Origin of the sequence: [Muricauda] lutisoli (nom. illeg.), assembly GCF_017313105.1 — a bacterium.
Lineage (GTDB): Bacteria > Bacteroidota > Bacteroidia > Flavobacteriales > Flavobacteriaceae > Flagellimonas > Flagellimonas lutisoli.
Window position 1 is genome coordinate 1,594,528 of sequence record NZ_JAFLND010000001.1, and the last position, 23,980, is coordinate 1,618,507.

Annotated in this window: 13 protein-coding genes; 7 read left to right on the forward strand and 6 right to left on the reverse strand. The window is 42.4% G+C overall.

Translation table 11 applies throughout. The features are described 5' to 3' along the window. Positions 1–19: 19 nt before the first annotated feature. Complete coding sequence (locus J0X13_RS07375; protein ID WP_242535636.1) at positions 20–916, reverse strand: 3-keto-disaccharide hydrolase; 897 nt, start codon at positions 914–916, stop codon at positions 20–22. Positions 917–1,338: 422 nt separating this feature from the next. Between J0X13_RS07375 and galK the strand changes: the two genes are divergently transcribed. After that, a complete protein-coding gene (galK, locus tag J0X13_RS07380; RefSeq protein ID WP_207070765.1) occupies positions 1,339–2,478 on the forward strand; it encodes a galactokinase in 1,140 nt (379 codons plus the stop codon). Positions 2,479–2,547: 69 nt separating this feature from the next. On the opposite strand, the gene J0X13_RS07385 is transcribed toward galK, so the two are convergent. The 5 genes from J0X13_RS07385 to J0X13_RS07405 all read right to left on the reverse strand — a co-directional run bounded on the left by J0X13_RS07385 (position 2,548) and on the right by J0X13_RS07405 (position 14,139). Beyond that, on the reverse strand, positions 2,548–4,257 hold the full coding sequence (locus J0X13_RS07385) for a CRTAC1 family protein (protein ID WP_242535637.1): 1,710 nt from the start codon (positions 4,255–4,257) through the stop codon (positions 2,548–2,550). Beyond that, positions 4,230–5,612 (reverse strand): vanadium-dependent haloperoxidase, encoded by a 1,383-nt coding sequence (locus tag J0X13_RS07390; RefSeq protein WP_242535638.1) that lies wholly within the window; start codon positions 5,610–5,612, stop codon positions 4,230–4,232. Before J0X13_RS07390 ends, J0X13_RS07385 begins: the two co-directional genes overlap by 28 nt. Next, positions 5,596–8,910 (reverse strand): VCBS repeat-containing protein, encoded by a 3,315-nt coding sequence (locus tag J0X13_RS07395; RefSeq protein WP_207070766.1) that lies wholly within the window; start codon positions 8,908–8,910, stop codon positions 5,596–5,598. The genes J0X13_RS07390 and J0X13_RS07395 overlap by 17 nt, the downstream gene beginning before the upstream one ends. Before the next feature lie 116 nt (positions 8,911–9,026). After that, positions 9,027–10,904, reverse strand: coding sequence for a RagB/SusD family nutrient uptake outer membrane protein (locus J0X13_RS07400; protein ID WP_207070767.1), 1,878 nt, complete (start codon positions 10,902–10,904; stop codon positions 9,027–9,029). Positions 10,905–10,914: 10 nt separating this feature from the next. Further along, entirely contained in the window at positions 10,915–14,139 is a 3,225-nt protein-coding gene (locus tag J0X13_RS07405) for a SusC/RagA family TonB-linked outer membrane protein (RefSeq protein ID WP_207070768.1), read from the reverse strand. A 293-nt stretch (positions 14,140–14,432) separates the two neighbouring features. Here J0X13_RS07405 and J0X13_RS07410 point away from each other — a divergent pair, with 293 nt between their 5' ends. The 6 genes from J0X13_RS07410 to J0X13_RS07435 form a co-directional block, all read left to right on the forward strand. Beyond that, positions 14,433–15,449 carry a GntR family transcriptional regulator gene (locus J0X13_RS07410; protein ID WP_207070769.1) on the forward strand — a complete coding sequence of 339 codons (1,017 nt, stop codon included), beginning with the start codon at positions 14,433–14,435 and terminating at the stop codon, positions 15,447–15,449. 35 nt (positions 15,450–15,484) lie between these two features. Continuing rightward, positions 15,485–18,691 carry a beta-galactosidase, LacZ type gene (gene lacZ, locus J0X13_RS07415; RefSeq protein WP_207070770.1) on the forward strand — a complete coding sequence of 1,069 codons (3,207 nt, stop codon included), beginning with the start codon at positions 15,485–15,487 and terminating at the stop codon, positions 18,689–18,691. A gap of 86 nt (positions 18,692–18,777) precedes the next feature. Then, positions 18,778–19,710 (forward strand): hydroxypyruvate isomerase family protein, encoded by a 933-nt coding sequence (locus J0X13_RS07420; RefSeq protein WP_207070771.1) that lies wholly within the window; start codon positions 18,778–18,780, stop codon positions 19,708–19,710. Beyond that, positions 19,710–20,684 (forward strand): formylglycine-generating enzyme family protein, encoded by a 975-nt coding sequence (locus J0X13_RS07425; RefSeq protein WP_207070772.1) that lies wholly within the window; start codon positions 19,710–19,712, stop codon positions 20,682–20,684. The genes J0X13_RS07420 and J0X13_RS07425 overlap by 1 nt, the downstream gene beginning before the upstream one ends. A gap of 24 nt (positions 20,685–20,708) precedes the next feature. Next, a complete protein-coding gene (locus J0X13_RS07430; protein ID WP_207070773.1) occupies positions 20,709–22,040 on the forward strand; it encodes a Gfo/Idh/MocA family protein in 1,332 nt (443 codons plus the stop codon). A 327-nt stretch (positions 22,041–22,367) separates the two neighbouring features. Then, positions 22,368–23,980, forward strand: a 1,613-nt coding sequence (locus tag J0X13_RS07435; protein WP_207070774.1) for a GMC oxidoreductase, incomplete at its 3' end; no start/stop codon positions are given.

A 23,980-nucleotide genomic window follows, 5' to 3' on the forward strand; every position in this document is an offset into this window, starting at 1 on the left:
ATTTTTGGTTATGCACAGCCTAGTAAATGCATTCTGAATTATCCGATTTCACATAATAAGATTTATAATTCTTTGCCTTTTTATCTGTACAGCCACATAGATCCAATAACTCAATGGATTTAAAATCGATGGGAGCGGTCTCCGCCTGAATTGAAATATAACCTTCCCCTACAGGTTTGCCCTCCTCATACGCACTTTCCAGATAACCTTCAACCATGCCACCACCAATAGTTGGCTTAGCATATTCCAACACAACTTTGTTGTCCAAGATATGTTGCATTATCGAATCACCTAGAACCAGTGCTTCAATGGTCACCCACCCATCACCGGGATAGGTCTTTGAAGTAGAGGAAATGCAATGGTCCACAATCAACGAATCATTGATGACCACATTGGTCCCAGGTGTACATAAATTACCATTGGTTCGATCATGTACACCATCACCGCCAAGGAGTTGTAATTCCAAGGAAATGGGGAAATCTTGATCAACTCCCATAGTTTTAGGATCTTGGCAATGCAGCATTAAACCATTGTTGCGAATGGCCCATTCGGGTCCTCCCGACATTTGCTCTCCAACAAAACGATAGGTCGCTTTTAGCTTGTAATATGAAAACTTCTTTTTGTAGAACAAATGACCAAAGGTGCCATTAAAGGTATCTTTTTCCTGATACCTGACGCTTAAAAGGCTGTCTTTGAAAACAAAGGAGCCATTGTAATTTTCTCCAAGGGGGTAGCCTGTGAATTTAGGTGTCCAATCTTGATAATTGGTTCCATCAAATAATGCGACCCATTCTTCCTTATCGGAATTACTTTTTTCAGGGGTACAGTTTGAGAAGAAAACAAGAGCTAAAACTGAAGCAATTAATGTTAGCTGTTTTAAGCTAGATAAGGTATCGATTGGTTTAGGTTTCATCATTATCAAGGTTTTGGAATATAAAGAATCTCTTTACATATTAAAGGTCTCCTAAAATTTATCCATGAGAGCCAATTTACCCCAATTTTTTTTCCACGAGTAATGATTCCAGTCTTTTTGGGTCCTACAAATGAAATTTGGGACCAAATATTGATATTATGGTGGTAAACAGTCAAAGACTATATTCTATTTATTAAAAAAACCAATCGGCCCTATTATAAATCAGAATTTTTATATCTTATTTTCCAATAGGAAAATAAGTATTTTGTAAATTTGAATTAATTTTCAGGAACATCCTGAAATCTTGTCACAGTATAGGTCCAGTATATCTACAGGAAAGGTTCAACCCCACTTTAGTTGAATTCTTTTTGTTGGTTAACCAAAAGCGTAAAGATGTTCAAAGTGACTTTTTTATATATCCAATTTTGATAGAAAAACATATCTTTTCAAATCGCCTCAAAACCGACTTAACGGTCACATCCCCTGGAAGAATTAATATCATAGGCGAACACACGGATTACAACAACGGTTATGTATTACCTGCTGCAATCGATAAAACCATTACTTTTAAATTAGGAAAGAACGGCACCGAAAAAACCTGTAGGGTCTATAGTGAGGGGTATGGAGATATGCTTGAATTTGAATTGGATTCCATCACCAAGAAACAAGATGGATGGGAAAACTATATATTAGGGGTCCTTCATGAAATATCACTGCGCACCGACAAATTAAAAGGCTTTGATTGCATTATTGAAAGCCATCTTCCTACAGGATCGGGGGTGAGTTCCTCCGCAGCCCTGGAATGTGGTCTTGCTTATGGATTGAATGCGTTATTTGAACTTGGGCTGGAAAAATGGGATATCATTAAATTATCCCAAACTGCAGAACACGATTTCGTCGGTACCAAATGTGGTATCATGGATCAATTTGCATCGGTGATGGGAAAAAAAGACAATGTAATGTTATTGGATTGCATGACCTTGGATTTTAAATATATCCCAATAGATATTGCGCCTTACCGTTTACTGTTATTGAACACCAATATTGCACACAATCTAGTTTCGAGTGAGTATAATATTCGAAGAAGGCAATGTGAAAAAGGGTTGGGCATACTTCAAAAAAAATTTGGTTATGGAATTACGTTTAGGAGCATGACCAAATCATTGATTGATCAATGTAAAAAAGAACTGGGAAAAACCATTTACAACAGATGCAGTTATGTCATAGAAGAAAATGCCAGGGTTTTAAAAGCTGTTGAGGCATTGCAAAAAAAAGACCTTGAAAAGTTTGGGCAATTATTGTACGAAACACATGAGGGGTTACGATATAAATATCAGGTAAGCTGTCCTGAACTTGATTTCTTAGTTGATTTTTCAAAAGACTGGAATGAAATACTTGGAGCTCGCATGGTAGGTGGTGGTTTTGGTGGATGCACCCTAAACATAGTACATGAGAATGCCCTTGAAAGTTTTATTGACAAAATCAGTAAGGCTTATAAAAAGCAATTTTCGTTGGAACTGACATATTTCACAACTGTTCCCAGCAATGGCACAGCAATCTTGTAAAAGCAATCCAATAGCGATTCTTCCAAGAACTTTTTATTGGCAGGTTATTAAATCTATCCACCGCATATTTTAAACCCTTTTGCGTTTTTTGAAATAAATCAGGAGCAATGTCAACAGCGCTACAAGTCCGATACTTATAAAATATACAAAGTAATCGGGATCATCCGGACGCTCCACTAGAGTTACCAAAGTGTTAATGGGCGCATTTACTATCAATTGTTCCTTTCCGCCCGTCCATGTCACAATTATGGAATCCACCTCTGTGTTTGCACCCAATCCAAAATGTGCTATCGTCGAGTTTTGAGATATATGGCTGGAGCCGCCCCCGTCAATTTCACGTATCATCCGATTTCCTCCACTTACAACAGCTACCCTTGAACCGATACCATTTTTTTCTGCGGAGATACCGTTTAATGCCACCTTAAGATAATTACCTTTGGGAGTATCGTTCCGCAATAGTTTTGTGGTGGATTCCACAGGATACTCATAAATGGGCTTTTGGTTCACGACAAGTATGTCCAAATCCCCGTCGTTATCGTAATCAAAAACAACAGATCCCCTTCCCACTCCATAGTCATTTGATTTGGTCATACGCCCTTTATCCGTAAAAACCCCTTGATTATTTTCAAAATAAAAATTGCCCATAGGGACACAATTGGGGTTCAAATCTCCGTTGGACACATATAGGTCCAAATCCCCGTCCAGATCAAAATCTGCAAAATTGGCTCCCCAACTTATAGCCAACGAGTATGTACCCAATTCCTTGGAACGATCAACAAACACACCATCTGGACCTTGATTGACCATAAATTGGTTGAATTTGATGTTCGTGACATAATAGTCCATATCACCATCATTGTCATAATCACCCACAGCCGACCCCATTGCATTGATCTTAAGGTCCATTTCCTTTTCCTTACCCACATCTTCAAACCGGTTTTTGGGATATTGATTTTCATATAGTAGGTTAGGTACGGCTTTATATCCAAAATCTTGATTGACGAGAAGGTCTTGATCCCCATCATTGTCAAAGTCTGTAAAAACACCCCCAAAACCAAAACCCTTGTGGTCAAGATTATATTCCTCGTAAACATTTTCAAATCTTTTTCCTTCTCTATTGATCAGAAGATATCCTTTCGCAGTTTGGTTGGCACTTACAATGGTTGCATCCTTGATTATGCCGAGTTTCCCTTCAAAGTTTTGAAAGTAGTTGCCTATGTAAAGATCGGGATAACCATCCGCATTGAAATCCCCAAAACTAGGTCCGGTACTAAATGAATTTAGGTCTTGTAGACCGAACGCTTCAGTAGCATCCGTAAACGTTGAATCACCATTGTTCAGGAACAATAAGTTTTTTGCCCTCGGGATTTTTTGGCTTCCATCGGTAGTGTTGATCGTTGTAATAAAGAGGTCCCGATGGCCATCACGATTCACATCGGCACTAACAGCCCCTTGGGTCACGTAGTTTTTACTAATGTCCAGCCCCGACCTATCATAAATATCTAGAAATGTTCCATCACCATTATTAATGTAAAGAGCATCTTTGGACATACCACTGGTAATGAAAATATCTTCAAAACCATCGTTGTTCACATCGAACACTGTGGCCCCACCACCAAAAGTCCCCTCATACACTAGAAACACATGTTCTATCCCAGCATCCTTGGTAACATCCGTAAACCTTGTTTGCCCGGAGACTCCTACTACCATAAAAAAGAATACAATGGAAAATATATTACTGTTTATTTGATTCATTTCGCGGTCTTTTGCTTTTTCCATTCCAATGCAATAACATTGCTGGCAATAGTCTTGCCCATTTCTAGTCCAACCTCATTGTCTTGAGGAGTATGGATTCCACCGTAGAATCTCGAATCTGCAGTCTCTTGTGCAAACGCCCAGAATGTATCGAATGTCCGCACCACAAAATCCGTATCCCTCACCTCATCACGTTCTCGCCCCTCATGGGCCCTGTCCGTAAACACAAACTGTTCACCAAATGTATTTTCAAGTACTGTTGCCGCGGATGCCGCTTGGATGGCATGACCCGAAGGGAAAGCTGGAAAGGGAGGGTCTGGCCAAAAAGACTCCCATTCAGCATCTATAAATTTTGGTATATAAGTGTTTGCTCGCTCTGAAAAGAAATGGTATTTCCACTCCCAACATTTTATGAAAGCATCCGCCACGGCCATGGCCGTTTTGGCAAAAACTTCTGAAGCCATGATCAAATCTGGGTTTTTCTCTCCCACAACGAGGGTCGCTATATAGTAGGAATGCCCCGGGGGCGTAAAAGTAACATCCGGGTCATCTCCCCACCAAATAGCAGCTTCCTTTTCCTTTCGGGTCAAGGTCTGTTCTTTTGTGTACACCTCCATAAATTGATTATAATATGGAGAACCGGGAACGGTATCGTATGGGATCATATAAGGCTCCGGAATTTCCCGATTGGCTTTAACAAAAGTCCTGTTTTCCCCCCAATGTGGATGTAATGGATAATGACTAAAGGATTGGGCATACAGGGGGGGCTTCCATGAGCCTGGGAAATCGGGATGCACCATGTTCTTATCAAAATTTTTCAGATAACCACGGTGACCCCCATCTGTTTTTGACCATTCAAAAATAGCATTGGCAACGCGTTCACCATATTTTATGGAACGATCCACAAGATCTTGGGACAATGTATCTGAGAAATGTTCAAAAATTACCTGTTCAAGAGAATCAATCTTTAGTTTATTTTCATCGGATGTTTGCTGATAAATACTCTTGATAATTCGTGATTGGGCCGCATTCATGGACAAGACCCAATTGTAGTCTTGTTTTAGATCGGGCTTTGGTAAAGAATCCAGTCCGTTTAATTGACCTACCATGGAATTGTGATCAGGGAAACCATGAACAACCGACTCATACATGGTCAATGCAATATATGCATAGGCCCTAGACGCAAATGTTGGTGAGTTTGAGGGGGTGTATCGGGTAATATGATTGGTCATATCCGCCCATTTCAAAACCACTTCTGTTTCTGAAACCCTACTATTATCCGTTGAACATCCCGATATCAAAATAAATATGGCAACGATATCTATAAACCAAGAAACATGTCGGCTACCCATGGCAACATTATTATTTTTTGAACTCATATGCTTTTAAATCCTTTCCTGAAATACCGAGCAATAGTGTATGACCTATAAGAACCGAACTTCTAACATCGCCCGTGATATGTAAACCGGATTCTGTCTGTGGAACATAACTGAAAGACCCTTGGCCATCACCCAAAAGAAGTGTTCCATAATTGGCATCAAATTTTCCAAGTCTTAGCTTGAAATACCCATTGTTGCCCAACAACAATATATCAAGGTTTCCATCATGGTCAAAGTCTTCGATAACTGACCTGTACACACATGAGTACTGTGCTTGTTCAGGCAGCTCAGCCATTGAAAACATACCACTCGGGGAACTCAATAACAAAGAAGTGCGCAAATGGTCTACGGTCAATTTCGTAGAGTTTACCAACTCTTCGGGCGTAAAAATATCCTTCATAGTGGCATCTGCAAAACTCTCATAGGTGGTAAACCGTGAGCGAAGATTTGCGAGTTGACCCAATAGTTCATTTCGGGTAACGTAGGGATAAGCCTTTCCTTGAATGTAAAAATTGAGTATGGGGTCAATTGATCCGTTTTTATCATAATCTGCATAATATAATTGCGCAGGTTCCTCTTCCGATGCCTTGAATTGTGAGTTGGTCCCAAGGTTGCCCAGCATAAGGTCGGGCAAGCCGTCCCCATTAAAATCACCAACATCTATTGAGTTCCACAGACCATAGTATTTTTTGTCAATATACTTATCCGATTCTTCCGTAAGTACCCCAGATCTGTTCATGTAAATACTAATGGGCATCCATTCGCCGACAACCACTAGGTCTTTGTCGCCATTCTTATCAATATCCAACCAAACGGCATCGGATATCATACCGGAGTTTTTCAACTCGGGACACACCTTTTGCGTAACATCCGTAAAATGGGCGTTACCGTCATTTTCCAAAATATAGCTTCTTGGACTTTCCGGATACCTTCCAGGAACTACCCTACCTCCCACAAAAATATCCAGGTCACCATCCCCATCAATATCACCAACACTCACGGTCCCGCTTTGAGTTGGCATTTTGGGTAGGTTTCCTTGTGCATCGGTAAACTCCCCTTTTCCATTTCCTAGATACAAACGATCTTGTAACATTGGATCGGAACCACTGAAATTATGGTATCCTCCACTGGCCACATAAATATCGAGAAATCCGTCCCCGTTGGCATCAAAAATGGCCGCATCACTATCGTGGAACCCGATTTGCTTCGAAAAAACATCCACTGGATTTTTCTGGAAGCCTCCATCGGTCCTTTGCATGAAAACTTGTGCAGGTTCTCCTTTGGATCCCCCGATAAATATATCGTCCAGGCCATCATTGTTAATATCTCCTTTGGCCATTACCGGTGTCTTATGGGAAAATTGTGAAATAAGTAGGGCCTGACGTTTAAAATCATTCACATCGTTTGATGTATCGGTAAACTTTAAAGGAGGTTTCATCTCGGTCAACAAGGTTTGTTTATCGGTGAAATCCTTAGTTCGCCGAATGGCATTTCCCTCTTTAAGAACCATTAATCCATCAGCTTCCACTTCAAGGATCGTTTCCTCGCCCCCACTATTCCAGCGTACTTTAACGGAATCGACTTTCTTGTTATGTCCCAAACCAAAATGAAGAATTGGGGATATGGTAGATAGGTAACCCCTTGTAGGCATTTGAACCAAGGTCTGTTGTAAAGAATCCTGATAGAGAGTGACCTTTGTGCCTATCCCTTGGGTATTCCCCTTATTACCCTCCAACTTTATTTGTATAAAGTGCGTGTCTTTGGACTCTGTGTTATTTACATATAGGGAAGCGGGTTTATTTATGTTGTTGACCACCAAATCCAAATCCCCATCATTGTCCAGATCGGCATAGGCAGCTCCATTGCTATTGGCAGGCTCATCAAGTCCAAATTGGCGGGTCGCATTGGTAAAATCATTGGTCCCATTATGGCTAAAAAGGTAATTACTAAGTTTGGAAGAAGGCATTTTTTCAATAAGTTCCAGAACATCCTTCCTTTTGAGCCTACCTTTGGATTGTACAAAATTGTCCATGTAGTCAATAAAGTCCAAATTGGTGTAATCACGAAGGTACCCATTGGTCACAAAAAGATCCTTCCAACCATTATTGTCATAGTCCGCCCAAAGGGCTGCCCAACTCCAATCGGTATTTGAAATCCCGGCCAATTGTCCAATTTCACTGAAACTTCCATTCCCATTATTGACCTGGAGCATATTGCGCATGTATTGATAATGAAAACCACTTCGGACATTCAGATAGAACTTATCATAATTGTCCGGTGACAGCAGTAGCTTTTGCCGCCGATTGTCCTCTGGCAACATATCAAGGGTGAATATATCCTCTAAGCCATCATTATTTATATCCGCAATATCATTTCCCATGGAGAAATGACTCGTATGGCCCAATTGTTCCTTTAACCTGTTTACAAAGGTTCCGTCCTTTTGGTTGATATAAAGGTAATCCGGTACAGCATAATCATTGGACACATAAAAGTCGGACCAACCATCATCGTTAAAATCCCCTATGCCGATGCCCAATCCGTAAGTAAGAGCAGAACCACTTATGCCCGCCTCCACCGTTACATCCGAGAAATGACCCTTATTTTGCTGAAACAGCCTTATTCCCTGTAAAGGATCGTCCATTTCCAAAAACCTTTTGGTATTGGAAACGTTTAGAACAGGCAATGATTTTGGGTTATGGTTCAAAAGAATCATATCAAGATCACCATCGCGGTCGTAATCAAAAAAATACCCTTGGTTACTAAATGCATTGCTGTCCAGACCATATTGTTTCGCCCGTTCTTCAAAAATGGGCACTCCGTTGGGGTCATTTCCCATATTGATGAACAATTGGTTCGTTCTCTTTTCAGGGGGCAATGCTCCCGAATAACAAAGGTAAAGGTCCATTCTTCCATCACCATTGACATCAGCAGCTGTAATTCCTGTTTTCCATGGCCCGTTCCTTCCCGCTACATGCGCCTGGTCGGTAATATCGCTGAATTTCATCCCACCCATGTTCAGATAGCATTTATTTGGCCCTGCATTGGATGTAAAATAAAGGTCTACCAAACCATCGCTATTGAGGTCCGTTGCTGCCACACCTGCCCCATTGTACAGATACTCGTACATCAAAACATTCAGGTTTGGGCCTTCCTGTAAAGTGTTCTGAAAAGTGATACCTGAAGACTCAGGAGGAACGGATTGGAATATCGTAGGGCTATTTACGGTGGGCCCATCTCCACTATTATTGCATCCTACAATACAGGTCAACAACAGTACGCATAACAAACAATACTTCATGGTATCAATTTTGTTTCTAAGTCCTTAAAGCAAGAGTCCTACCTTTAAAGGTAGGACTCTATCGTAATTAAAACTAACAAACTCTAACCGTTTGGACTAATTCTTTACCCATACAATTAATAACCAGGGTTTTGAACCAACAATTCGTTACGGTTAATTTCGTCTCTACTAATGGGCATAAAATACATTTTATCTTCCCATGTCCTTGTTTCGTTCTCCGTATTGTCCACTACATTGTAAGTATAATCATAAACCTCTGGGTCATATCTATAAGGTACGTGTGGCGTAGCGCCTGTTTTCAGTGTGGCGGTCACCTTGATTACTTTGATTCCCCTACCCAAAGTTTCCGGAGCTATCAACCATCTACGGGCATCAAAATACCGTTGTTCCTCATACGCCAACTCAATTCTTCGCTCATTTCGGTAGAGTTCCACAAGTTCGCTTCCGGTAGCCGAAACCGCGGGCATACCTGCTCTATATCTAATTCTGTTCAACCATAGTGTGGCCTCGGCCTCATCACCGGTTTCCAAACACGCTTCTATATAATTCAAAGCAATCTCAGTGTAACGGATAAATGGCCATGGAACCAATTGTGCACTGGACATATTGTCTGGTACAGATGGATCGGGGTCGATAAATTTACGCACATAATATCCAGTTCTGGAACCATTCCAGTTCTCTATAACCGAATTTCTTGTGTCAACACCAGCTATAGTGCCACCGGCACCATCATCATAGGTTCCGGTCTGTATTTGGTCATAAGGATCAATGGATACAACATCACTTGGACGAGGTTTCCAATCGGCACCATCGTATAGGATGGTCGCATAGAATCTTGGGTCTCTGTCCGTGTAAGGTGCAGCTGCGTGCTCCGGGTTTTCCCAGTCAAACTTGGAACCGTCCATCATTTCATAATCATCGACCAATTGTTGAATCGGGGTGTTTCCCGCCCAGTTATGATAACCGTTGGGGCCATTATTGATACCTTGGTGAATACCCCCAAGAGGCCAGTTGCTTTCTACAGTATAAAGAGCACTATGCGTCCTTTCAAAAAGTATATCGGTATGTGCCGCCGCATCTGCAGCTCCACTGCCGCCTCCCATGGAAAGGGCTACATAATTTGCTTCTCCTTCTTCAGGACTCACCGGGCCGGATAAATCCAATTTATAGCCCGTGGTAGCATCCAACAAGGCTTTCGAAGCGACCTTAGCCGCATTCCACCGGGATGCTCGGTCCCCGGAGGTATAGGCTACCAGTTCCAAGTTCCCGTAGCTTCCATGAGCCGAGGATTGCGCAGAAACAGTGGGACCGTGCCTTAAGTCACTGGCCGCGTACAACAGCACTCTGGATTTCAAGCCCATAGCACTAAGGTCTGAAGCCCTTCCTGGTGTAGCACCTTTATCTTTGAGCAAGGCAATGGCCTGATCGAGATCACTCAAAATAAAGTTGATATTTTCCTCATAGGTGCCTCGGGCAATAGCATAGTCTTCGTCCAGTCCATAGGGCTTGTCAATAATCGGCGAACTTCCATAATATCTTACAACTTGGTGGTAATAATAGGCTCTAAGAAAATAGGATTCCCCCAACAATCGATCCCTAAGACCATCATCTCCAAAAGTGGCATTGGGAAGTTCTGCAATAGCAATGTTGGCTTGTCTTATCGCCGAAAAAAGCTCGTCCCATTGCGGAATAATATTGACATTCCCCGTACCTGTTGGGGAGAGCGTACCCTCGTTGATGACATTAATACCCCTTCCTGAGTGGGTAAACATGGCCTCATCGGTCAATGAAGCCAACCCTTCTTCTTCAAATCCACCATAGTTCAAATGGGAATATACACCGAAGACAAAGGCTTCTGAGAGTGCTCCATCTCCCCAGGTCGCATCCGAGGAAACTTTGTCCAAAGGTTTGGTTTCAAGATAATCTTCTGAACAAGATATGGGTACGATCGCCATTGCCGCAATCAATATTGTATAGAGTTTTATATTCTTCATAACAATCAAATTAAAATTTTACTGTAAATCCAGTGTTTACAACTCTAGCCTGTGGATAAAACTGTCCACTGTTCACTGTGGATTCCGGGTCATAAATATCATTTTTTGCCCATGTTATTAAGTTGTTGGCGCTTACATATAAACTAAAACCGGATAGCCCAAAGGGTTCCAGAAGTTTTTTCGGAAAATTATAGGCCAATTGTATATTTTTTAGTCTTATATAATCCTTGCTAAATAGGTAGTAAGTGTTATTTCCATAGCTGCCCCCAGTATAATAGGTATCCCCCCTGGTTGCCAATCTTGGGTGCACACTACTAGGGTTGGTTATGCTCCATCGGTTGTCATAGGAATATTGCAGGTAATTACCAATATCCCCTGATTCTGTTTGAATGGGCAAGGATGCCCCAGTAGCACCTTGAAAGAGCACTGCTAAGTTAAAATTCTTGTAGGATGCATTGAAAGTGGCCCCAAAATTGAATTTGGGAACTATGTTTTCCTCAAGGCGAACTTGGTCATCCCCATTGATTACACCATCACCGTTCACATCCTTGAATTTCATATCACCTGGTCTTAAGTTAGGGGTTACTTCACTATAATCCAAAGTATTGGCTGAAATATCAGCTTCATCCCTGAATACACCATCATATTTATATACAAAATAGGCCCCTATTGGCTTACCCTCTTGACGCTGATATTCGGGAGCACCGGGAATCTCATCCATAAAGACCACCTCATTCTTGGCGTAACCTCCATTGATTCCCACATCCCAGGAAATCCCTTCTTCACTACCTCCGTAATAGTTAACTGCGAACTCAAATCCCTTGTTGGCCACTTCCCCAGCATTTACAGGAGGAAGTTTATCTGAGATACCAGAGGAGCCAGGGGTTGAGCCGGTTTCACGAATCAAAATTTGATCCCTTTTATTATAAAAATATTCAAAACTCATGCTCAATGAATTGTCAAAAAGATATGTATCAAGACCAAGGTTGAAATTATTGGCGCGTTCCCATGTAAAATTAGGGTTAGACAAAAGGGCCTCTTCCAAAGTGTTCACTACGGCACCGTTTATTGGATATTGGTTGGGCGAATAGGTGGACAAATAGGCATATTCCTGTAATGAACCATCAAAAAACACTTGATCGTTACCCATTTGACCATATGACCCTCTTAATTTAAGGTAGTTGATGGCATCAATATTGAACCAATCCTCATTGGAAACGTTCCAACCCACCAAGAAACCGGGGAAAAATCCAAATCTGTCATCTGCCGGGAATATATAGGAACCATCATATCTCCAGATGAACTCGGCCAAATATTTTTGTTTATAATCGTATTGAACCCGTCCATAATAACCTAGACGAGCTCTATCAAAAGCTCTACCGTCCACTTCCTGTCCATCGGAACCACCAAAGAACAGTTGATCGATGGAAGAAGATATAAAGTTTCTACTGTAGGCAGAAAAGAATTCATTTTGAAAACGTTCTCGCGTCACACCGGCCATGATATTAATGGAGTGTACATCGTTGAACACACGATCATAGTTAAGCAATGCGGTAAGGTTGGTATTCAAATTGTTCGCAGAGGACTGTGTCAATCTTGGATCCGTAAAACTGGAACGAATGTTGGCGGTTAAGACGGGCTCCCCTGTATTGATATAAGTTTCCCGGTCCAGGGAATACAGTTCCCATGGCACCTGCCATAGCTTTCTCCTTACCTGGCTTTGGTCGATACCGGCCAACAAGGTCAATTTCAGACCTTCGATCCAAGGTTGTGTAATATCCACCGATCCCGTAAACTGAAGGTAATCCGTGGGCTGACTATCATAGCCTGTGGCATTGGTCGTAATGACCACTGGCTGTTGACCGTTTTCAATATCAGGTCCCGGTTCACCGGTAGGCCAAATTGCAGGGTCGGTCGGCCTCCCCCTCATTAACATCCTAAAAATGGCCCCAGAACCTTCTGTAGGGTAACGTCTATCTTCCTTTCTATAGGCAAAACCCAGTTTGGTCTGGATATAATCATTGACCTTGATATCCGTATTGATTCTAAAATTGTATTGTTGGTAACGAGTGGATGAATTTTTGTAATATGCATCTTGATCGAAATACCCTATGGATGAAAAGTACTTGATGTTTTCACCACCTCCTCGAATGGAAAGATTGTGCCTACTCTGCATGGACCAATCCTTAAAGGTGGCATCGAACCAATCAGTATTCGGATAAAGCCATGGATCCGAGTTTTGGGCATATCCTTGAACGGACTCGGGTGAAAATGCAGCATTCACCGTTTCGTCCGTTGATGGAATCGTATAACTGCCTGAATTACCAAATGCGTTCCAGGCAGCACCCCATTCCCCAACTGGGATATTACTGTTAAAAACAGTAATCTCGTTCATGATGTTTGCATATTCAACAGCTCCTGCCATATTGGGCACTTTGGTGGGCTGTGACATACCAAAATCGGCAGTATAGGTAACTTCGGGCTTCCCCGTCCTACCTTGCTTTGTTGTCACAATAATCGCCCCGTTAGCAGCCCTTGCACCATAAATGGCCGCGGAGGCATCCTTAAGTACTGAAATATTTTCAATATCATTTCCATTGAGTCGCCCGATACCTCCATCACGGTCGGGAATACCATCAATAACGATCAATGGACTACTGTTTCCAAGTGTATTGGTACCCCTAATGCTAATACTGGCCGCATCACTTCCTGGTTCCCCACTGGTCTGAATCACAACAAGACCAGGCAATCGCCCCGATAAGGCGTTGGAAACACTTATGGTTGGAGCGGTTTCCAAAACCTCTCCTTTTACTGCTGCCACTGCTCCAGTGACCGTTGCTTTCTTCTGGGTTCCATACCCCACAACGACTACCTCGTCCAAGGAGGCTAAATCCTCCTGCATGGCCAAGTCAATAGTTGTTCGATTGTTAACGGCAACCACCACAGGTTTAAATCCAATGGAGCTGAACCTTAAAGAGGTCGACCCCTGAATTCCAGAAATGGTATAATTTCCATCAAAGTCTGTAATGGTTCCTTTGGAAGAGTCGTTCATGTCGACAATAGTGACACCTGGTAGCGGCTGGCCATCCGAGGAGGCCGTTACCGTTCCAGAGACAGTGATACCTTGGGCCTGAGCAGCGGAGAAAAATACACCTCCCAAAAACAGGACAAAGGCCAAGAAAATACATGGCTTAACTCCTATGCATTTTCTGTGCAATGACGATTGGTTGTTCATAAATCGAATGTTTGTTGTTTAGTTATTAGTTCGTGCTAGCAGCGCAATTTTGATCAAAACCACGAAAAATTTCAAAAAATCTATGATACTCTGTGCTACTGTTGCTAAATTAGTGTTAAATTTGGAATATCAAAAAATTTGTAAGTGTTTTTTTGACAATTCAGTAATTATAACCCTTAGTCGTTGAATATTTGGTACAACACCAAAAAGAACATAATGACGTAATTACTTTAAAATAACTTAGGTTCAGGGTATTTACGATGATGAAAAACCTGATAAACAGTGTTGAAAGCATGGTTTTGTTAAATAGAATTTTGGAATTACAGGACAGCCATTTGTTGTCCAAGCACGAAATATTGGTGCAAAGTGTCATAGATAGTATTGCCGAGGGGGATCTTCTTGTTGGAGATAAGCTGCCGTCAATCAATAAAATGGTCCGTAACGTTGGATACGCCCGAAAAACCATTGTAAGAGCCTATGAAGAGCTAAAGGACAGAGGACTCGTGGAATCCAAAAATAAACAGGGCTATTTTGTAATAAGTCAAGAGACCGGAGTCATGCTTCGGGTAGCGCTTTTGCTTTTTGCTTTTCAAAGTTTTCAGGAAGATTTTTACAATACCCTGCGGAACGAACTGGGGAAAAAATATCAAGTCGATGTATTTTTTCACCATAACAACCTCTCCATATTTGAGACAATAATAAGCAATATTAAAGGAAAGTACGGTATGTATGTAATCGCCCCAATCCAGGATAATGCCGTTATACCCATGCTACAATCCATCCCTCCCAACAAATTGATTTTGGTAGATAGGTACCTAGACCTGGGTCCAGAATATTCGTTCATTGCACAGGAATTTGAAAATTCCACCTATAACAAGCTTGTCAAGTTGTTGCCAGAAATACGAAAGTACGAGCACATCGTCCTTTTTTTCAATACCAAAACTGATTATTCCCCGCTGGGAATCCGAAATGCTTTCGAGCGATTTATACAAGATTATGACATTCGGGGCAGCATCGAAGAAGCTTATATGCCCGAAACCCTCAAAAAAAACACGCTTTATTTTATCAAAAATGATTCGATACTCTGGAAATTTTTAAAGGACTGTTCTCGGGGGCAATGCATCTTGGGCAAAGATTTAGGGATTCTTTCTTACGATGACAATGTGCTCAAAGAAATTATTATGGGAGGTATAACCACTATGTCCACTGATTTTAAGGAAATGGGTAAAATGGCGGCAAAATTCGTTAAAGAAGGAACCCCGATCCGAACGATCATACCCACTGACCTTCTCAGACGCCATTCACTCTAAAACCAATGGAAAGCAACCTCAAACATGCCAAACCAATGATAAGAAACCAACAAATTATAGCACTACTGGCCATACTGTCAAATTTTATGATGACAGGGCAACAAAGTAGACCCGATTGGGAAAACCCCGATATCATTACACTCCATTCGGAGGAACCTCGTGCCTCTTTCTATCATTTCAATGATAATGATTTGCAAACGTCCACTATGGCACTTCCTAATTACCGTTCTTTGAACGGCTCCTGGAAGTTTCACTGGTCGCCAAAACCCTCCGATCGTCCAAAAGAGTTTTATACGGAAACCTTCGATGTCTCAAATTGGGACGATATCGTTGTACCTTCAGACTGGCAAATGAAAGGGTATGGCTATCCCATTTATAGCAATATCGAATATCCCTTTCCCAAAAACGCCCCTTTCATACCACATGACAACAATCCCGTGGGGAGTTACAAACGGAGATTCAACCTTTCCGAAGATTGGACCACAAAGGAAGTATACATTCATTTTGGAGGGGTCAATTCCGCTTTTTACTTATGGGTGAACGGACAAAAGGTCGGTTATAGCGAGGGTTCGAAAACACCCGCCGAGTTCAATATAACATCTTATGTCAAAACTGGTGAAAATGACATTGCTGTAGAGGTATATCGCTGGTGCGATGGATCTTATTTAGAGGATCAGGATTTTTGGCGCTTAAGCGGTATTGAGCGCGATGTTACACTGTATGCAACAAACTCTGTCAAAATTCAAAATATTATAGCTCGGGCATCCTTGGATAGAGCAGCTTACGAGGAAGGAGAACTGGAGATCGAAGTCTTGGCAGACACTGGCGCAAAAGCGAAAAAAGTATTTGTAGAGACGAAAGTCCTTGATGGGGACAATGAAATTATTTCCTTGAAAGGATCCGTCGACCCTAAAAAAAACAGTATGGGCAAACTGTTGTTAAACAAGAAGGGACTCAACATTTCTCCTTGGTCCGCAGAAAGTCCAAAATTATACGATCTCTTGATTACACTCAAGGATTCCAAAGGACTTCAGCTCGATGGAACCCGTTTAAAGATAGGTTTTAGAACCAGTGAAATAAAAAATGGTCAATTGTTGGTTAACGGAAAGCCCATTCTCCTCAAAGGGGTAAACCGGCACGAACACGATCCGGTACATGGGCACGTAGTGAGCAAAGAGTCCATGTTGGCCGATATTGAAAACTTCAAAAAATACAATATCAATGCAGTTCGAACCTCACATTACCCCAATCATCCATTATGGTACCAACTGTGCGATCAATACGGCATTTATGTCATCGATGAAGCCAATATCGAATCCCATGGGTATGGATACCAAAAAGACGAAACCCTGGCCCAAGATCCCCAATTTCAAAAAATGCACCTCAACCGTATTCAACGGATGGTAAAAAGGGATATCAACCATCCCTCCATTATTATCTGGTCCATGGGCAACGAAGCAGGTAGCGGCAACAACTTTGTAATTCCCTACAATTGGATCCACGATTATGACCCCGGTCGACCAGTTCATTATGAACGAGCGGGCAGAGCCAACGACAGTATCCATTACCAAGGCAGAATAACCGACATCATTAGCTGGATGTATGAAAATCCCCATAATGTTGACAAAAACCATTTCGAAGTTGACGATAAAAGACCATTGCAGGAGCAACGCCCATTTATCTGGTGTGAGTATGCACATGCGATGGGAAACAGTAGTGGGAACTTCAAAGATTATTGGGATTGGGTTCGTAGCAGACCTAGGGCCCAGGGTGGATTCATTTGGGATTGGATGGACCAAGGTTTGGAACAGACGACATCATCTGGTGAAATCTATTATGCCTACGGAGGGGATTTTGAACCGGACAGTGTTCATTCCGATGAGAATTTTTGTGCCAATGGATTAATGGGGGCTGATCTTACCCCCCACCCAGGACTTTTTGAGGTGAAAAAAGTATATCAAAATGTGCTGTTCTCCAAATTGGACGATACCACCTACGAAGTTTACAATGAACACTTTTTTACCAGTACGGAATCGTACGACTTTAAAGCCATATTAATGGAAAATGGGATTGAGGTAGCATTTAAACCTTTACCTGTTCCAACGATTGGGCCCCAACAAAAAGCCGAGGTCACCATTGATTTTGATTATAACCTTGATTCCTCAAAAGAATACTACATCAACATTTTTGGATTCCTAAATCGGGATACCCCCCTACTGCCAAAAGGTGAAATTTTGGTAACCGATCAATTTAAATTACAGGATGGGAATATAACTTATCAAATTCTCAACAAGCCTCAAAAGATTAAGACCAAAGCCTCCAAGGACCATGCTTCTTATACGGTATCAGTTGGGGAATATACCTATGTGTTCGGTTCTAAAGGCTTTGGACTGGACGCCATAAAAAAAGGAGATACGGATTTCTTATTAGAGCCCGTAAAAATGACCTTTTGGAGAGCCCCGACTGATAATGATTTCGGTGCTTGGGGTGCATGGGATGCTCCCAAGAATGTGGATTATTTCAGTTATAGAGATGCAGCTGATAAAAAGGAATTGATAACCTTTGATCATACAAAAAACAAGGATGGATCCTATACGTTTAGGTATGAATTCAACTACAGGGATCTTCAGGCAACCAATATCATTACCTACACGGTAGACAAAAATGGTGGCTTGAAGGTATCCTGTACATTTTCCCCAGAACACCCTGAAAAGCTAAAATACATGCCCCGTTATGGAATGGAGTTCGTTTTGGACAACCAATATCAAAATACGGAATACTACGGAAGAGGTCCACAAGAAAATTACGTGGATCGAAAATCGGCTTCATATGTGGGGTTGTACAAATCCAAAGTAGAGGACTTTTATGTGCCTTACATCCGTCCACAGGAAAATGGTAATAGAACCGATGTGCGTTTTGCATCCTTCACCAATGAATTGGGCAGTGGGTTGGATTTTGTTTCTGAAAATGCACCTTTTTCATTTTCGGCACACCATAATCCCATGTCCGATTTTGATTCTAGATCCAACAAAAAGGCACAACGGCATACCACAGATATAAAACCGAAACATGCAGTGTACCTCCATATTGATTATGGACAGACCGGAGTGGGTGGCGATAATAGCTGGAGCATGAACGGATTGGCCAACGATGAATACAAACTCGATGTATCCAACGCATCTTTTACGTTCGACATTTATCCCAGTAGTGTATTGGATGTTGGACCAGTAAGTCGGGATTGAATTTTGTACAACCAAGCATCAAAGTCTCAAATCCAAAAATATCGACAACCATGATATATAAACTAGATAAATGAAAAACCAATATTATGAACCGTAGAAATTTTGTAAGGGACAATTTGATCCTTTCTGGAGCTTTAAGCCTTGGCACAGCCGGACTGTTTGCTCAAAATACAAGGGCTAACAATAAGGTACCCGAAGTATCGGAAACATTCAAATTGAAGTATGCCCCACATTTGGGCATGTTCAAAGCCTCGGCGGGTGACGACCCCATCAATCAATTGAATTTTATGGCCGACATGGGCTTTACCGCATTTGAGGACAATGGCATGAAAGGACGTTCCATTCAGTTACAGGAACAAATGGCCAATACCATGGAAAAACGTGACATAACAATGGGGGTGTTCGTAGCACATGAAATTTCCTGGAACAAGCCCAACCTAACCAATGGAGATGCATCACTCCGAGAAAAGTTCCTGAAGGAAATCAAGGAATCCATTGAGGTGGCCAAGCGGGTCAATGCCCGATGGATGACCGTGGTTCCTGGCCACGTGGACCTGCGACTAAGAAAAGGGTACCAAACGGCCAATGTGGTGGAATCGCTCAAACGGGCCTGTGCCCTTTTGGAACCCCATGGGTTGACCATGGTGCTGGAGCCACTCAATTTTAGGGATCATCCCGGACTTTTTCTAACCGATAGCCCCCAAGCCTATGAAATATGCAAGGCGGTGGACAGCCCATCCTGTAAAATCCTTTTTGATATCTACCATCAACAGATCCAAGAAGGGAACCTTATTCCCAACATAGATGCATCATGGGAAGAGATTGCCTACTTCCAAGTGGGTGACAACCCCGGAAGAAAAGAACCCACAACCGGTGAAATCAATTACAAGAATGTATTTGAACACATCCATTCCAAAGGCTATCAGGGAATTGTGGGCATGGAGCATGGGAATTCAAGGCCCGGCAAAGATGGTGAACAGGCGGTTATCAACGCCTATAAGGCAAGTGACACCTTTTAATGATTACAGTAAAGCTACATATCAAATATATTAAAGCCATTTGCCTGGCATTCGGCGGTGTTGCAATCACTTTTGGACAGCAAACTTCCGACTACACGGAACATTTGCCGGGAACCGATGCCAGTATTGAAATGATCTCGATTCCCTCCGGCACATTTCATATGGGCAGTGAAGAAGGGGAACCATGGAGAAATATAGACGAGGGCCCTGTACGTGAAATTGAAGTTGAAGAATTCTGGATGTCCAAAGTTGAAATCACATGGGAGCTATACAATCTCTTTATCGAGAGGGCGATAGACGACCTTAAAAACGAAACAAAGGGAAGTGAGGTCCAACTGGACACCGACGCCATCTCGGGCGCTACGACACCTTATGTGGACATGAGCCTGGGCATGGGCCGGGATGCCAATTATCCCGCGGTCAATATAACGCAAAGGGCGGCCTCTACTTTCTGTGAATGGCTCTCTTCCATCACCGGACATTATTACCGTTTGCCGACAGAAGCAGAATGGGAATATGCGGCGCGCGCAGGAACAGAACAATCCTATTATTTTGGTGACGACCCGTCGAACCTGGAAGACTATGCGTGGTTTAAAGATAACAGTGAAGGAACATACCATCAAGTCGGAACCAAAAAGCCAAATCCATGGGGTCTGTATGATATTTACGGCAATGTGGCAGAATGGACTTTGGATCAATATCATGAAAATGGCTATGAAAACGCCCAACTTCCTTTCGAGCCAGTGATCACAGAATATCCCGTGGTCATTCGAGGAGGTTCTTTCAGAGACGACGCGAAACAACTACGCAGTGCCTCCAGATTGGCTTCCGACCCCATTTGGAAACAACGAGATCCACAATTTCCGAGGAGTAAATGGTGGTTTACGGATGCTGCATTCGTTGGATTTAGGATAGTCAGGCCGTTTACTCCCCCAAAAAAGAACCAATATTACAAATACTGGGTAAAAGAATAATACAGCTATTAAAATCACATAAAAATGAAACATAAAAACCAATCCAATACCAAATCAAGAAGAGAATTCATAAAAAACACTTCTATGGCATCAGGTGCCATAATATTACCATCTCTTGGCTCCAACGCAATGATGAACGTTTTTAATGAAAAAAAATTGAAGATTGCACTCGTGGGTTGTGGTGGTCGAGGAACAGGTGCTGCCAACCAAGCATTGGAAGCGGACGACCATGTGGAACTGGTCGCAATGGCCGATCTCTTTGAAGACCAGTTGAATTCCAGCTACGGACATTTATACGAAAAATACAAGGACACTGGAAAGATCAACGTGAAGGATAAACATAAATTTGTTGGCTTTGATGGTTTTAAAAAGGCAATTGACCTTGCCGATGTTGTAATTCTTACCACTCCGCCCGGATTTAGACCCTATCACTTTGCTTATGCCATAGAAAACGACAAGCACGTCTTTATGGAAAAACCGGTGGCCACCGACGCGCCCGGAATACGCAAGGTATTGGAGACGGCCAAGTTGGCCAGGCAAAAGAAACTAAATGTCGTTGTCGGGCTACAGCGCCATTATCAGGAAAATTACATCAAGGTCAATTCGATAATCAAGAACGGTGATCTCGGAAAGATTGTCTCAGGCCAGGTATATTGGAATAGCGCAGGTGTTTGGGTACGTCCACGAAAACCAGAACAGTCCGAACTAGAATATCAGATGAGGAATTGGTACTATTTCAATTGGATCTGCGGTGACCACATTTTGGAACAGCACATCCATAACATCGATGTGGCCAACTGGTTCATCGGGGAGTATCCTATTTCCGCACAGGGCATGGGGGGAAGAATGGTCAGAAAAGGTCCCGATCACGGGGAGATATTCGACCACCACTTTGTCGAGTTCACCTATCCAAGTGGAGCAGTCATTGCCAGTCAGTGCCGTCACCAGCCTAATACAATGTCCAAGGTGGGTGAAGTATTTCAACTGACCAATGGACGGGTGGACACCAACGACGCAGGAGCAGCCAAAATATATGATCTCTCCGGTAACGAAGTACAATCCATAGGCAATTCGATGGGACATAATCCCTATCAAGTGGAACATGATCAACTTTTCGCCTCCATTCGCAACAAAGGCGTCATAAATGATGCTTTCAACGGAGCTAAGAGTACCATGACGGCCATTATGGGCAGAATGGCCACCTATAGTGGAAAAGTCATCGAATGGGACGAGGCCCTAGCCTCCGATCTTCAGCTCATGCCAGAAGAGGTCGACTGGGATTCCCCGACACCGACGAGACCAGATGAAAACGGCAACTACCCTGTCCCGGTGCCAGGCCAGACCAAAGTTCTTTAGTGGGCAAGACCGATAGGATATGATAAAATAGGGGTACATAAAAGGTTTAGTGATGAAACATGTCAATGAACCAGTCACCAATACATTATACTCACTAAGCCGTCTGAACTAAAAGGGCACGATCAAAAAAGACCATGCCCTTTCCATCGAAAGAGTTCTTCCGGTGGAAAATAATCCGAATGTACCACCTAAAGTATGCAATAAAAGCCACTATGGAATAAAAAATATATAACGTGAACGCAAAAGAAAGCACCCTTCGATATTTAAAATGAAATAACAATCGAAGAGCAAGAAATTTTGATATCTTACAATTATAATTATTAACTAATGAGCAAATTTTATTACAACGAAGAACAAGAGTCCTATGATGCCATCGTGGTAGGTACGGGTATCAGCGGTGGTTGGGCTGCCAAAGAGTTGTGCGAAAACGGTCTCAAGACTTTGATCTTGGAACGTGGTCCCATGGTAAAACACCGTGAAGATTATCCAACCGCCAATATGGATCCATGGGATTTTCCTCATGGAGGGCAACAGACAAGAGAAGACAAAAAAAAGCAGGAGAAACAATCCAGAACAGGTTACACGGTGCAAGCCGCTTCCAAACATTGGTTCGTAAACGATCTGGAACACCCTTACAATGAAACCAAAAGGTTTGATTGGATGAGAGGCTATCACGTAGGTGGTCGTTCCATCATGTGGGGACGTCAAAGCTACCGTTGGAGCGACATCGATTTTGAAGCGAATAAAAATGATGGTATTGCCGTAGATTGGCCAGTACGTTACAAGGATATAGCTCCATGGTATGATAAGGTTGAAAGCTTTATCGGGGTTTCTGGGGAAAATCTCGGATTGCCCCAACTACCTGATGGTCAGTTTGAACCCATGATGGAACTTAACTGTGTGGAGCAACATGTCCGTGAAAAGGTAGCCGAACATTTTAATGGTCGCGTGATTACCGCAGGAAGAACAGCTCACATTAACAGTGACAAAAAATTTGAAGGAGATGGCCGTGTACGTTGTCAATTTCGTAACCGTTGTATCAGAGGATGTCCTTTCGGAGGATATTTCAGCAGTGTCTCCTCTACCCTTCCGACAGCTGAAAGAACAGGTAACCTTACCCTAAGGCCGGACTCCATAGTTCACGAGGTAATTTATGACCCGGACACCCAAAAAGCTACAGGTGTCAAGGTCATCGATAGGGAAACCAAAGAAGAGTTTGAGTTCAAAGCCAAGGTAATTTTCCTTTGCGCATCTTCGATTGCCTCTACTTCCATTTTGATGCAATCCAAATCTGATAGGTTCCCCAATGGCTTGGGAAATGATTCGGACCAATTAGGAAGGAACATCATGGACCACCACTTGGGTGTGGGAGCCTCTGGTAAGTTTGATGGTTTCGAAGACAAGTATTATAAAGGTAGAAAACCCAATGGCATCTATATTCCAAGATTTAGAAATCTGGGAGGTAGTTCCAACATGAAAGACTTTATTAGAGGTTATGGTTACCAAGGTGGTGCTGGTAGAGGCAATTGGGAAAATAATGTAGCAGAACTGTCCTTTGGCAAAGAATATAAGGATGCCATGCTCAAACCGGGGGGATGGACCTTTGGAATGGGTGGATTTGGAGAGGTACTGCCATATCAAGACAACAGAATGACCTTGGATTATGACAAGAAGGACCAATGGGGCCTACCTACCGTAACTTTTGATGCGGAATTCAAAGAAAATGAATGGAAGATGCGGGAAGATATGAAAGAACAGGCCGTCGAAATGCTTACCAAAGCAGGATTAAGGGATGTCCAACCCTATGATAATCCGGGTGCACTTGGACTTGGTATCCACGAAATGGGTACTGCACGTATGGGGCGTGACCCTAAAACCTCCGTGGTCAATGGATTTAACCAAGTTCATGCCTGTAAAAATGTTTACGTTACCGATGGCGC